The 13,370-nt window shown below is 38.7% G+C and carries 16 protein-coding genes and 1 pseudogene; 12 read left to right on the forward strand and 5 right to left on the reverse strand.

What is annotated here, in order from left to right:
- The 6 genes and pseudogenes from AC6F75_RS10115 to AC6F75_RS10140 form a co-directional block, all read left to right on the forward strand.
- Window positions 1-186 (forward strand): annotated as a pseudogene (locus tag AC6F75_RS10115) (dihydroorotase); the annotation flags it as partial.
- A gap of 10 nt (window positions 187-196) precedes the next feature.
- Window positions 197-520: a hypothetical protein gene (locus AC6F75_RS10120; RefSeq protein WP_500714904.1), complete on the forward strand. Its 324-nt coding sequence runs from the start codon at window positions 197-199 to the stop codon at window positions 518-520.
- 39 nt (window positions 521-559) lie between these two features.
- Window positions 560-880 carry a DUF4870 domain-containing protein gene (locus tag AC6F75_RS10125; RefSeq protein ID WP_500714905.1) on the forward strand — a complete coding sequence of 107 codons (321 nt, stop codon included), beginning with the start codon at window positions 560-562 and terminating at the stop codon, window positions 878-880.
- Window positions 881-941: 61 nt separating this feature from the next.
- Window positions 942-1,601, forward strand: coding sequence for an alpha/beta fold hydrolase (locus tag AC6F75_RS10130; protein WP_500714906.1), 660 nt, complete (start codon window positions 942-944; stop codon window positions 1,599-1,601).
- Between the two features lie 91 nt (window positions 1,602-1,692).
- Window positions 1,693-2,037, forward strand: a complete 345-nt coding sequence (locus AC6F75_RS10135; RefSeq protein ID WP_500714907.1) for a type II toxin-antitoxin system RelE/ParE family toxin — start codon at window positions 1,693-1,695, stop codon at window positions 2,035-2,037.
- Window positions 2,021-2,323 carry a helix-turn-helix domain-containing protein gene (locus AC6F75_RS10140; RefSeq protein ID WP_500714908.1) on the forward strand — a complete coding sequence of 101 codons (303 nt, stop codon included), beginning with the start codon at window positions 2,021-2,023 and terminating at the stop codon, window positions 2,321-2,323. The genes AC6F75_RS10135 and AC6F75_RS10140 overlap by 17 nt, the downstream gene beginning before the upstream one ends.
- Before the next feature lie 441 nt (window positions 2,324-2,764).
- On the opposite strand, the gene AC6F75_RS10145 is transcribed toward AC6F75_RS10140, so the two are convergent.
- Window positions 2,765-3,262 (reverse strand): hypothetical protein, encoded by a 498-nt coding sequence (locus AC6F75_RS10145; protein WP_500714909.1) that lies wholly within the window; start codon window positions 3,260-3,262, stop codon window positions 2,765-2,767.
- A 10-nt stretch (window positions 3,263-3,272) separates the two neighbouring features.
- Window positions 3,273-4,049, reverse strand: coding sequence for an MBL fold metallo-hydrolase (locus AC6F75_RS10150; protein ID WP_500714910.1), 777 nt, complete (start codon window positions 4,047-4,049; stop codon window positions 3,273-3,275).
- An 80-nt stretch (window positions 4,050-4,129) separates the two neighbouring features.
- On the opposite strand from AC6F75_RS10150, the gene AC6F75_RS10155 reads away from it, so the two are divergent.
- Window positions 4,130-5,581, forward strand: coding sequence for a TonB-dependent receptor (locus AC6F75_RS10155; RefSeq protein ID WP_500714911.1), 1,452 nt, complete (start codon window positions 4,130-4,132; stop codon window positions 5,579-5,581).
- 25 nt (window positions 5,582-5,606) lie between these two features.
- Here AC6F75_RS10155 and bcp read toward each other — a convergent pair whose 3' ends face one another.
- The gene (gene bcp, locus AC6F75_RS10160) at window positions 5,607-6,062 is read right to left on the reverse strand and encodes a thioredoxin-dependent thiol peroxidase (protein WP_500714912.1); all 456 of its coding nucleotides are present in this window, start codon (window positions 6,060-6,062) and stop codon (window positions 5,607-5,609) included.
- 98 nt (window positions 6,063-6,160) lie between these two features.
- Between bcp and AC6F75_RS10165 the strand changes: the two genes are divergently transcribed.
- Window positions 6,161-6,820 carry an endonuclease III domain-containing protein gene (locus AC6F75_RS10165; RefSeq protein ID WP_500714913.1) on the forward strand — a complete coding sequence of 220 codons (660 nt, stop codon included), beginning with the start codon at window positions 6,161-6,163 and terminating at the stop codon, window positions 6,818-6,820.
- Window positions 6,821-7,045: 225 nt separating this feature from the next.
- On the opposite strand, the gene AC6F75_RS10170 is transcribed toward AC6F75_RS10165, so the two are convergent.
- Window positions 7,046-7,627, reverse strand: a complete 582-nt coding sequence (locus AC6F75_RS10170) for a sigma-70 family RNA polymerase sigma factor (RefSeq protein ID WP_500714914.1) — start codon at window positions 7,625-7,627, stop codon at window positions 7,046-7,048.
- Between the two features lie 300 nt (window positions 7,628-7,927).
- Between AC6F75_RS10170 and uvrA the strand changes: the two genes are divergently transcribed.
- The 4 genes from uvrA (at window position 7,928) to cas2 (ending at window position 12,957) form a co-directional block, all read left to right on the forward strand.
- Window positions 7,928-10,708: an excinuclease ABC subunit UvrA gene (gene uvrA, locus AC6F75_RS10175; RefSeq protein ID WP_500714915.1), complete on the forward strand. Its 2,781-nt coding sequence runs from the start codon at window positions 7,928-7,930 to the stop codon at window positions 10,706-10,708.
- A 75-nt stretch (window positions 10,709-10,783) separates the two neighbouring features.
- The gene (locus tag AC6F75_RS10180) at window positions 10,784-11,680 is read left to right on the forward strand and encodes a T9SS type A sorting domain-containing protein (RefSeq protein WP_500714916.1); all 897 of its coding nucleotides are present in this window, start codon (window positions 10,784-10,786) and stop codon (window positions 11,678-11,680) included.
- A 72-nt stretch (window positions 11,681-11,752) separates the two neighbouring features.
- Window positions 11,753-12,637, forward strand: a complete 885-nt coding sequence (cas1, locus tag AC6F75_RS10185; protein ID WP_500714917.1) for a type II CRISPR-associated endonuclease Cas1 — start codon at window positions 11,753-11,755, stop codon at window positions 12,635-12,637.
- The gene (gene cas2, locus AC6F75_RS10190) at window positions 12,628-12,957 is read left to right on the forward strand and encodes a CRISPR-associated endonuclease Cas2 (RefSeq protein ID WP_500714918.1); all 330 of its coding nucleotides are present in this window, start codon (window positions 12,628-12,630) and stop codon (window positions 12,955-12,957) included. The genes cas1 and cas2 overlap by 10 nt, the downstream gene beginning before the upstream one ends.
- On the opposite strand, the gene AC6F75_RS10195 is transcribed toward cas2, so the two are convergent.
- A partial coding sequence (locus AC6F75_RS10195) for a transposase (protein WP_500714919.1) occupies window positions 12,954-13,370 on the reverse strand: 417 nt, incomplete at its 5' end. The two genes, cas2 and AC6F75_RS10195, sit on opposite strands and share 4 nt — an antisense overlap.

Consider the following 13,370-nt stretch of genomic DNA (forward strand, 5'->3'; position numbering starts at 1 on the left):
GGAATTGAAGAACAACCCATTGAAGAAGGCAACACAGCAAACCTCACCCTTTTTGAACCGGAAACCCAATGGGTGTTTGAAACCAAACACATTCACTCTGCCTCTCACAATGCGGCCTTACTTGGGCAACACCTTAAAGGAAAAGCACTGGGGATTTACAGCAACAAAAAACTGAAACTGAATTAAGATTTTAAAAATGCAAATAATTACCAAACAGGAAAAAAACATCAGCTTGATCAATTACATCACTTTTGTGGGGATGATTATTGCCTATTTTATGAACAAAGATTTAAAATCAGAATACGTGACTTACCATATCAAGATTATGTTTGGGCTGGTGGTCCTGCTTTTTGTTTCACAGGTATCACACGCTTACATAAATATAATTCTTGGTGATATTCTCTGGCTCATTTCCTTTGTTTTATGGGTGTATTCATTTATTTATGCTGTACAAGTTAAAAAACCGTTTATCCCTTATCTGAGTGAAAACTTTCAAAAATGGTTTACCTTTTTGGATTAATTGATTAAATTTAAAGACCAAACCAAAAACTAACAATTGATGGAAAACAGTAACGAAAAAACAATAGGTATAATCGCATATCTTACCCTAATCGGCTGGATTATTGCCATAGTGATGAACGGCAGCACCCGCAGCGAATATGCTTCTTTTCATATCAGGCAGATGCTGGGCTTGATGTTGCTTTCATTTGTGGCCTCACTCATTGTAAGGTTTGGTATGATAGGCATCCTCTCTTCGGCAATTTCAATTTTAGTACTGGTTTTATGGGCGATTGGATTTGTGGGGGCCATTCAGGGAGAAAGAAAACCTGTCCCGTTTCTTGGTGAACAGTTTCAAGAATGGTTTAAAGGCATGAGATAATCAATCACTAATTCACAAACCATAAATACCGCATCACAGGCGGTATTTTTATTCCATAACAATGACTACTAAAAACTTATCACTTCACCACTTAATAAGACCACCAAAGAACAACCAGTCAAAAGCCCCTTTAATGATTATGCTTCACGGCTATGGCAGCGATGAAAACGACTTGTTTTCCTTTGCACCGGAACTGCCGGAAGAGTTGTTTATCATTTCCGTAAGGGCGCCTTACCAAATGCAGCCTTATGGCAACGCCTGGTATGCCATTTATTTTGACAATACCTCCGGGAAATTCAGTGATACCGAGCAGGCTAAACATTCGCGAGACCTCATTGCCACATTTATTGATGAAGCCGTTGCCGCTTATGATGTGGATGCCCAAAATGTCACCCTGCTGGGCTTTAGCCAGGGCACCATATTGAGTTATGCCGTAGCCTTAAATTATCCTGAAAAGGTAAAAAACATCATTGCCCTGAGCGGTTATATCAATACAGAGTTACTTCCCGAAAACCCCAATGAAAAAGACTACACCCATCTGGATATCTACGCCTCTCACGGCAGTGTGGATCAGGTCATTCCCGTGGAATGGGGCAGGGAAGCCAAACCGTTTTTAGACAAGCTAAATATCAAAAACATTTATAGCGAGTTTCCCGTGGGGCACGGCGTAAACCCGCAAAACTTTTTTGAGTTAAAGCGTTGGTTGGAGAAGCGGATTTAATCCTACTTTCTATTACTAATACATTTAAAAGGAGTTAAAATGCAAAAAACAAAGTTGTTCATTCGGACAACTTTGCTTATCTTTGCACCCTATGGGTAATATAAAACTAAGAACTGTAACCTTATATAAAAATTACTTTTCTGACTTCTTTGAAAAACAGAAGCAAAAAGAAAAGGACAAGATTTTATGGACTTTTAGGGTTATAGAAACTCAACAACAAATCCCGGCCGATTATTTGAAACATATAGAAGGAACGGACGGGCTATATGAAATTAGGGTACAGCAGGGCAGCGACATTATTCGAATATTTTGCTTTTTTGACGAGGGCAAGCTTATAATATTAGCAAATGGTTTTCAAAAAAAGACCCGGAAAACACCGAAATCTGAAATAGCAAAAGCATTAAAAATTAAAAAAGATTATGAAAAAGAAAAGTAATTTAAAAACACTTGACCAATTTGTTGATGAACAATACGGCAAGAAAGGAACTCCCAAACGCGACAAGTTTGAAAAAGGGTATGAAGGATATAAGCTTGGTTTTCTTATTCAACAAGCCCGACTTGAAAAAGGCTTGACACAAGAAGAACTTGCTGAAAAATGTGGTACTAACAAGGGTTACATTTCAAAGATTGAGAACGATATAAAAGAAGTTCGGCTTTCGACACTACAAAAGATTGTTGAGCTCGGTCTTGGTGGCCATCTTGAACTTTCAATTAAACTTTGATTATTTGACAACGACCTAAGAAGGAAAACCCAATTTACACACGATGCTCCCGAAGTTTCAGGAGCGCGATAGCGAGTGAAAGAAACGAATATTCAAACCAGATTTTCGGTCGGAAATAGTGTAATTGTAAAATAACTTCTGGCAACAAAATATAAAAACATAAGTATTGATAAAAAAAATCGTTTTAATAATAATTGGAATTTTAACAATCATCTTTGGTGTTTTTTTTTCATTATCAATTTTAATATATTCTGGAAAAGAACAAGATAGCTCTGGTTATTATTACTTATTAATTAGTCTTCCAATTATAATTTTTGGAATATCAATCTTAAGAAATGGAATTAATAGAAAACGAATCTAAGCGTATAATTTGAAACCTTCTACCGCACATTTCATCTTTTGGTACTTAACCTCCCTAAGCTAACCGGAAAATTTCAAAAACTAATCCCCCTGATACAACAACGACGACAAGGTTTTCAATGTCAAATCGTTGTTTTCATCCAGATCATACTCCAATAACATTTCGCCCCAGTAGCGGCCGTCTGTAAAATCGGCAATTACCCAGCGATGGTTTAAAAAGCGTACTTTGTTGATTCTCATTACGCCTTCCATACCCACATAAGGCACTAAAGGGTTATCGCCTTCAACATTGTTTTGGTTGTAGATTTGTTCTGTGACCATATCCTGCATAAAATCGGCTTCAAGTCCAAAGCTTTCAAAATAAGTCATGGCATTGTCATTCCCCATCAGGGTAAAGTAATTCAGGTCAAAGTTTTCTTCGGTGAGCACTTCATTGATTCCCTTGTAGAAAGTTACTTTTTCACTCAGGTTGTCAATTCTTGCTTCCTGGTCTTCATAAATGCGCTTTTGGTTCATATACATAAACAAGAGCATCAGCACAGAAAATATAAAGAGGTATAAAATGATTTTGTTTTTCATGGGTACTTTTTTAAATCGTTATTTTAAGTCCGTCATAAGCCAGGAATACATTTTCAGGCAAGGTTTTCTGGACTTCTTCATGAAAACCCAACAAATGACTGATATGGGTTAAATAGGTCCTTTCGGGTTTGATTAGTTCAATAAATTCAAGTGCTTCTTCAAGGTTGAAATGTGAATAATGGGGTTCTTGTCTCAAAGCGTTTAGCACTAGCACTTTGGTGCCTTTAATTTTTTCCACTTCCTCGGGAGCGATGGTTTTGGCATCGGTTATATAGGTGAAATTGTCAATCCTAAAACCCAGTACAGGCAATCGGTTGTGCATCACCTCTATGGGAATCACCAGTTTATCGTTTATTTTAAAGGGTTTGTTTTTGTCTATTTCGATTTCTTTAAGTGTGGGAGCTCCGGGATATTTATTTTCAGTAATAAATATATAGTCAAACCTCTTTTTTAATGCCTCAAACACCCGTTTATGTGCGTAAGTAGCAATATCTCCCTGTCTAAAAAAATAGGGCCTGATGTCATCCAGGCCGGCAATATGATCGTTGTGCTCGTGGGTAAACAAAACGCCGTCAAGTTTTCTGCAATCAGCATTCAGCATTTGTTGTCTGAAATCGGGTCCGGTGTCAATGACATAATTGTAATTTCCCCAGGAGAGCAAAACTGATGTCCGTAACCTTTTATCCTTAGTATCAGTACTTTTACATACCGGATGGTTGCTCCCTATAACGGGAATTCCCTGGGAAGTGCCTGTGCCTAAAAAAATGACAGAAAATCGTGTTAACATGGGCACAAAATTAAAGATATTTTTTTGTTTAGCTGTTGTATTTACTACCTTTGTATAAATTAAATATTAGATAACAGACTATGCCGGAAATGCTCAAAGGAGATAAGGAGTTTGAACAAATTCCCTCCATTAAGGACAAAGCCCTTCGAATCAACCTCAACGAAAATATATACGGCACCTTTGCCGAAATTGGAGCAGGTCAGGAAACTGTCAGGAACTTTTTCAGGGCCGGTGGTGCTTCTGGGACCATCGCCAAAGCAATGTCAGCTTACGACAAGGATTTTAGTGACGCTATTTACGGTATTGAGGCAGACGGTCGCTATGTGACCGAGCCACGTTTAAAAACCATGTTGCGTCACGAAATGAAACTCATGGAAGATCGCATTTCCAGGGAAAAACACCCCAATAAAATATTTTTTGCTTACGCCAATACTGTAGCAACCATCGACTTTGCAAAAAAATTCAAAGGTCACGGTTGGGTAGGTATTCGTTTTCAAGTGGAGCCCAATGGAGAATATAACGAAATCATACTGCACATTAGATTCAAGGAAAATGATGCCCGACTACAGCAACTAACTCTTGGTACCCTTGGTGTTAACCTAGTTTATGGAGCATTTTACAAATATGACCAACCCCGAAAACTACTCAGGTACCTGTATGACCATATCGACAAAGACCAGATTGAAATTGATATGGTAAATTTTTCAGGACCACAATTCACAGATGTGGACAACCGCTTAATGAGCCTTCAACTCATAAAAAATGGAATGACCGAGGCGGTTATGTTTGGACCGGACGGAAATAACATCCTGCCTGCTGCCATTCTTTACAAAAAGAACATACTCACACTCAGGGGAAGCTTCAGACCGGTCACCAAGGTGAATATCGATATGTTTGAGCGTTCTTACGAAATCTTTATTAATGAAAACAAAGTAGAAGAAGACAATACCATTACCATCTTTGAGATTACCCTCTCAAACCTGAGGGCCGAAGGTGAAATCGACGAAGAAGACTTTATGGATCGCGCTAAATTGCTGTGTAACCTTGGGCATACAGTACTTATCTCTAATTTCCAAGAATATTATAAACTGGTTGAATTTTACTCCAAATATACCAAAGCCAGAATGGGGCTAACCATGGGTGTAAATAACCTGGTGGATATATTTGACGAAAAATATTACCGTCACTTGAGTGGTGGTATTCTTGAAGCCTTTGGTAAATTGTTTTTCAAAGACCTGAAGGTCTATCTTTACCCCTTGCTGAATCAGGACACAGGAGAAACCACAAACAGCGATAACCTGAAAGTGCATCCTCGAATGAAAGAATTGTACAAATTCTTTAAATACAACGGAAAAGTTGTGGACATTACAGACTACAATCCGGAAATTTTAAAGATTTTCTCCAGGGAAGTATTACAAAAAATTATGGATGGCGAAGACGGCTGGGAAGAAACCCTTCCGGGTGGTGTTGCAAAAATCATCAAAGACAAAAAGCTCTTTGGGTATAAAGAAACAGAAAAAGCCTCTAATTAAGAGGCTTTTTTTTGACAACTTTTTATTATTCGTCCAAAATTTGTGCTGCGTGTTCTTTGGTTTTCACTTTATCAATCACCCGCTCAACAACACCCTTACCGTCCACTATAAACGTTATACGGTGAATTCCGTCAAATTCCCTGCCCATAAACTTTTTGGGCCCCCATACACCAAAGGCATCAATAACTTCCCGGGATTCGTCTGCCAATAACGGAAAGGGGAAATCAAATTTATTTTTAAAATTTTTCTGGCTTTTTTCACTATCAGCACTCACACCCAATAATTCATAGCCATTCTCACGAAGTTCCTTGTAATGGTCTCTCAGGTCACAGGCTTCTGCAGTACAACCCGGCGTATTGGCTTTTGGGTAAAAAAAGACGACCAGTTTTTTGCCTTTGTAATCATTTAATGAAACAGGATTTCCCTCCTGATCTTTGGAATTAAAATTGGGAACCTTATCCCCTGCTTTAAGTGTGTTCATAGTATAGCAATTTTTATGTTTATATCAGAAAATCCAATGGTTTTCAATAGGACAAGCCAACGGTTTCCTTTAAATTTACATCCCTAAAAGTACACAAAATGAACAAGCAAGAAAAGGTCAACTTTGTTATTGAAACGTTAAATCAAATTTATCCTGAAATTCCCATACCTCTTGATCATAAAGACCCCTACACCCTCTTGATTGCTGTCCTGCTCTCTGCACAAAGCACCGATGTGAGAGTCAATCAGATAACACCCATTTTGTTTGAAATAGCTGACAACCCCTATGATATGGTCAAGCTTTCTGAAGCAGAAATCAGGGAAATCATCAAACCCGTTGGGTTGTCGCCGATGAAAGCTAAAGGCATTTACTACCTCTCACATATTTTGATTGACAAATACGGTGGTCAGGTTCCGGCAGACATAGAAGCACTGAAAGAATTACCTGCAGTGGGTCATAAAACAGCAAGCGTTGTGGTTTCTCAAGCATTTAATATTCCAGCTTTTCCTGTAGACACACACATTCACAGATTGATGTACCGCTGGGGATTTTCCAACGGAAAAAATGTGGTTCAAACCGAAAAAGATGCTAAACGGCTTTTCCCAAAAGATTTATGGAACAAGCTTCACCTTCAAATTATCTGGTATGGCAGGCAATATTCACCGGCAAGGGGCTGGGATCTTGAAAAAGACATCATCACAAAAACTATCGGTAGAAAAATAGTAATCGAAGAGTATAACAAAAAAAAGTCCCGCTAGCTGACGGGACTTTTCCAAAGTTTAGTTTAGAAGTGCTTCAAACTTCCATTTATTACAATCTATAACACTTAAAGCCTGCGAATAGTCAAGAAGAAACTTAATTGTTTCATCCTTGGGGATTAAATTATTTTTTTGGGGAGAGGTTTTTGAGTAAACGTTTTCCATATAAACCTTTTTAAGTTGTTAGTGTTAAAACTGAAACGCACTTAAAAAGTATTTATTGTATCAATTCACCAAAACGATGTTATGCTTATCAATCACTTTACGTAAATTGATTAAAGCATACCTCATTCTCCCTAAAGCAGTATTAATGCTCACCCCGGTTTGATCAGAAATTTCCTTAAAACTCATGTCCTTGTAAAGGCGCATTACGAGTACTTCCCGCTGATCTTCGGGCAGTTCCAGAATAATTCGTCTCAGGTCTTCTTCAACTTGTCCTTTGATGATTTTTCGTTCGGCGTTTAAATCATTATCAGACAGCACAGAAAAAATATTAAAGTCGCCATTATTTTCAAATTTGGGCATACGGTTGTTTTTTCTGAAGTGGTCAATAATTAAGTTGTGAGCAATACGCATCACCCAAGGCAAAAATTTACCTTCTTCGTTGTAAGTGCCCCTTTTTAAAGTGTTAATTACTTTAATAAAGGTGTCCTGAAAAACGTCTTCAGTAACATCGCGATCTCCAACTTTAGAATAAATAAAGCTGTAAATGCGTTGCTTGTGTCTTTGAATTAAATCAGATAGGGCTTTCTCGTTGCCGTTTATGTATGCATTTACCAAAAATGCATCAGATGGAATTGTGTTCATAACATTACATTTTAAAATAGGGCAAAAACTCCTTGCGGAAAAACTATTTGTTGTTTAAAAGTAATGCTATGCAATAGGCAAATCAATTATTTAGTTTAAATCTATGACGTAAATATAACAACAAATAATTTTCTTATCCAAATTTAGTTAAGCTTTTTAACATATTAATTTTCCAAATAAGAATCGAAATGTACTGTTTTCAAAGGCTTAAAGCAACTATATTTAAATAAAAATTGGTTAAAATTCATTTAAAATCCTGCCCCTAAAATCGTACCTTTGCCCATTAAAATTGCCTGAAAATTGAATATAGAAGCAGTAAACCCCAAGCATAACATCATAATTAAAGGGGCTAAACTCCACAACCTTAAAAATATCAATGTTGTCATTCCACGCAATAAACTGGTGGTGATTACGGGGCTTTCGGGTTCAGGTAAGTCCAGCCTGGCCTTTGACACCCTTTATGCCGAAGGTCAACGACGTTATGTGGAAAGCCTCTCCTCCTATGCCCGGCAATTTTTAGGCAGGCTCAACAAGCCCAAAGTGGATTATATCAAGGGAATTGCTCCGGCAATAGCCATTGAACAAAAAGTCAACACGACCAATCCGCGTTCAACAGTGGGTTCATCTACTGAAATCTATGATTACCTCAAGTTGCTTTTTGCCCGTATTGGGAAAACTTATTCTCCCGTTTCAGGGAAAGAAGTTAAAAAAGATACCGTATCTGATGTACTGAATTACTTCAAAACGCTTGAAGAAGGCCAAAAACTCTTGCTGCTTGCTCCGGTTATCCTCGAAAACGGTAGAAGTCTTGAAAACAAAATAAAAGCGTTGGCTCAACAAGGTTATGCAAGAATTAAAACAGGCAATGAAATTCTAAGGATTGATGAGTTTGACGCAAAATCAGCTACTGATGAAGTCTTTATAGTCATTGACCGCATCATCACCAAAAACGAAGAAGATTTTTACAACCGACTGGCTGATGCGGTAGAAATGGCCTTTTTTGAAGGCAAGGGCAATTTGTTTGTTGAGGATTTGGACAGCAAAAAGGTCACCGAATTCAACAACCGCTTTGAACTTGACGGAATGACTTTTATCGAGCCAAACGTTCATTTGTTCAGCTTTAACAATCCTTATGGTGCTTGTCCTGCCTGTGAAGGTTATGGCGACGTGATAGGTATAGACGAAGAGCTGGTGATACCCAACACGGCACTTTCAGTCTATGAAAATGCTGTTTATCCCTGGCGGGGTGAAAGCATGAGTTGGTATCGGGACCAATTGGTCAACCATGCCTACAAATTTGATTTTCCCATTCACCGCCCCTGGTTTGAACTCACTGATGAGCAAAAACAACTCGTCTGGGACGGTAATGAGTATTTTGAAGGGCTTCACTCCTTTTTTAAATTTCTGGAAGAAAAAAGCTATAAAATCCAAAACAGGGTGATGCTTTCACGCTACCGCGGAAAAACAAAATGCAGCACTTGTAAAGGCAAAAGATTGCGCCCCGAGGCCAGTTATGTCAAAGTTCAGGGGAAATCCATCACAGATTTAGTTGAGATTTCCATCGAAAAACTACAGCTCTTCTTCAAAAATCTGGAACTCAACGACCACGACACCCAGGTGGCCAAACGACTACTCACCGAAATCAACAATCGTCTGAGTTTTCTGAACAATGTGGGGTTATCATACCTGACACTAAACAGAAAGTCAAACACCCTTTCAGGTGGTGAATCACAACGTATCAATCTCGCCACTTCTCTTGGAAGCAGTCTTGTGGGCTCAATGTATATTCTGGACGAACCCAGCATTGGTCTGCATCCCAAAGACACCGAGCAGTTAATCGGCGTTTTAAAATCACTACGCGATTTGGGAAACACCGTTATAGTGGTTGAACACGACGAAGACATCATCAAAGCCGCAGATGAAATCATCGACATCGGTCCGGAAGCCGGCACTTTTGGAGGGGAAGTGGTTGCCGCCGGAACCTATAAAGACATCATGAAATCCGATTCATTAACCGCCGGATATATGAATGGGACTTTGAAAATTGAAATCCCAAAAAAAAGAAGAACATCCAAATATCACATCAACATCATTGGGGCACGGCATAACAACCTGAAAAATATTGATGTTACATTTCCTTTAGCATCCTTTGTTGCGGTGACAGGTGTATCCGGAAGCGGAAAAAGCACCTTGGTTAAAAAAATCCTCTACCCTGCCATTCAAAGGGAACTCACCGGTGTGGGAGACAAACCCGGTCAGTTTTCAAAAATGGAGGGCAATTATGGCAACCTGAAAAACATCGAGTTTATCGACCAGAACCCCATTGGTCGTTCCAGTCGGTCGAATCCGGTGACTTATATCAAGGCCTACGACGACATCAGAAATCTATTTTCCAACCAGAAGTTATCCAAGCTGCGAAACTTTCAACCCAAACATTTTTCGTTTAACGTTGACGGCGGCCGTTGTGAAGTGTGTAAAGGCGAAGGCGAAGTGACCATTGAAATGCAATTTATGGCTGATGTGCATTTGGAATGTGAGGCATGCAACAGCAAGCGGTTTAAAAAAGAAGTTCTCGAAGTGCAGTTTCAGGGTAAAAACATCGACGACATCCTCACGATGACCATTGATGAAGCGATTGCCTTTTTTGGACTTCACAACGAAAAGAAAATTTACAGTAAACTGCAACCCCTTCAGGATGTTGGGTTGGGCTATGTGCAACTGGGCCAAAGCTCCTCTACCCTCTCCGGCGGTGAGGCGCAACGCATCAAGCTGGCTTCATTTCTCGTAAAAGGAGAAACTAAGGACAAGGTGCTTTTTATATTTGACGAGCCCACCACGGGACTCCATTTCCACGACATTAAAAAACTGCTCAAATCCTTTGACGCATTGATTGAAAAAGGACATTCTGTCGTTGTAGTAGAACACAACATGGACCTGATTAAATGTGCAGACTACATCATTGACCTAGGCCCCGAAGGTGGCGAAAAAGGTGGAGAGTTTGTTGCATCAGGTACTCCTGAAGAAGTGGTTAAAATCAAAAAATCGTTTACAGGGAAATATTTGAAGGAGAAACTTACCTAATTAATTTATTAGTAGCAGATTAAGTGCCAATTCGTTTTTTTTCCTAATTTTATTAAACTTTTAAAAGTTCTGATAATGAAAAAAATACTTTCAGCTTTTTGCTTCCTTATAGCTTCTTATTGCTATACCCAGAATTATCTTCCCATGCTTGATGAAGACAATATATGGAGTGTTGAAATCAATCATGCGCCCTTTGGAGATGATTGGCCTCCGGCAACTGTTACTGTACAGGTGAATATTGATGGTACTGAAATGGTAAATGGTATTACCTATAAAAAAATACAAAACAATACCGGTTCAAGTTTTTACTATTGCCTGTTAAGGGAAGACAACGGCATAGTATATAAAATAACAGACAGCAATACAACAGATGAAGTCATAATGTATGATTTCACCTTGGTAACAGGTGATGTATTTGTGTTTTCTGTAGAAAATAAAATTTATTGCTCCTATTCAGGTGATAATAATGGACTTCAGGAAATGGAAGTGATCAACACAAGCACCCAATTTATTGCCGGTGAAAACAGGAAAGTAATTGAGTTTGAAGATGATGGCTACGGTTTGGCTGAAATTTGGATTGAAGGCATTGGCTCAAACAGGGGCTTTGACCCTTTTGGGGTTACTGTTGACATAACCGATTTGAACAAACTTATTTGCTTTACCAAAGGAGCGGATACTTATTATTTCAATGGTGCCACAGCATGCGGATTTCTAAACGTCCCGGATGTCATTAAAGACAGGATTATACTACACCCCAATCCGGTAACAAGACTGTCAATACTACAACTTCCTGAAGAAATAGGGACTACCACTATAAAGATAATTGACCTCAAGGGAAAAGTAATTAAAGAAGAAAAAACAAACTCAAACAATTATTTTATTCAAGCTGTGGATTATCCTTCGGGTCTTTATTTTTATCAGGTAATTGAAGGAAATAGAAATCTGAAAACAGGAAAATTTGTGGTTAAGTAGCAACAAATTTATAACTCCCAACTGTTGTAAATCAAGCATTTAATTAAAAAGCATATATTTAAAAAAAAATATATGCTAAAACGCACCCTGTTTTTTGGAAATAAAGCCTCCATCAATACCCGTTTGGAGCAATTGGTTATTAAAACCGAACAACGCGAAACCACCGTGCCTATTGAGGATGTAGGGTTTGTAATCATTGAACATCCCGAGATTTATATTTCGATAACTACCCTCTCAAAATTGACCTATAATAATGTGGCGGTTATTTTTTGTGATCAAAAACATATGCCCAACAGTATGTTACTGAACCTCAACAGCCACCACCTTCAACAGGAAATTTTTAAAAATCAAATCAATGCCACTGCCCCACTCAAAAAACAACTCTGGCAACAAACCGTAAAAACCAAAATCAGGCATCAGTCGCAATTATTAAAAAGACAGAATAAGCAATACAAGATCATGGATTTTCACGAATCCAAAGTATTGAGTGGCGATACCGACAATCGTGAAGGTGCCGCTGCTGCCTATTACTGGAAACACCTCTTTGATTTTAACTTCAGAAGGGAACGTTATGGTGATTACCCCAACCCATTTTTGAACTATGGCTACATCGTCTTGCGGGCGGCAGTTGCCCGGGCACTCAGTGGTAGTGGCTTGCTCTGCACACTGGGCATACATCACCACAACAAATACAACGCCTTTTGCCTGGCTGATGATATTATGGAACCTTTCCGGCCGTTGGTAGATGCCAAGGTGATGGAAATAATGAAGAACTATGAAGATGATGAACTCACCACAGAGATCAAAGCCGAACTGTTGAGCGTACTCACAGAAACGGTTTATTTTGAAGACACCAAAAGCCCCTTAATGGTTGGTCTTTCTAAAACAGCAGCCTCACTGCAACAATGTTTTGCAGGAACAGCCAGAAAAATTAATTATCCCATGTTATGGAACTAAATGGATATCGAATTATGTGGTTATTTGTATTTTTTGATTTGCCCACCGACACTAAGAAAGATCGCCGGAATGCGGGTTTGTTCCGCAAAAATTTATTGAAAGACGGTTTTACAATGATGCAATACTCGGTGTATATGCGCCATTGCGCCAGTAGTGAAAGTGCTGATGTTCATGAAAATCGTGTACATAGCTTGCTCCCACCTTTGGGAAAGGTGAGTATTCTAAGAATTACCGACAAACAATTTGGCAATATCATGAATTTTTGGGGGCGTGAAGAAGTGCCCAAAGAGCCTTTGCCCACGCAATTGGAATTATTCTAATCCTTTTGTGAAAATGAATCTTTATGCCAATTTTCAGGATTTGAATCGATATAATTGGCTATTCTCAAATACTCTTGCCGGCTTCTGATAATTCTATCGTGAAAAGATCGCTGCCAAGAAAATTCTAAAAAACCACTTAGATGAATTAATTTTGAGGACGTCGTTTTCAAAGCACCCATCAGGCTTGATAAAGATTTGATTTTTTTTTCTTTATCTGCCACCAATTGACTATCAATCTCTACGATGATATGAACGTGATTGGGCATTACAACATAATTATGAATTTTCACATATTCATATTGATTGCTCAACCATTGAATTCTTTCCTTTACAATCAATCCATATTCATTTAAATCTAGTACGGGCATGTCGCGACCTGCCCCTTCTGTATCCACAGAACCCAAACAACATTT

This window comes from Planktosalinus sp., from assembly GCF_059864935.1.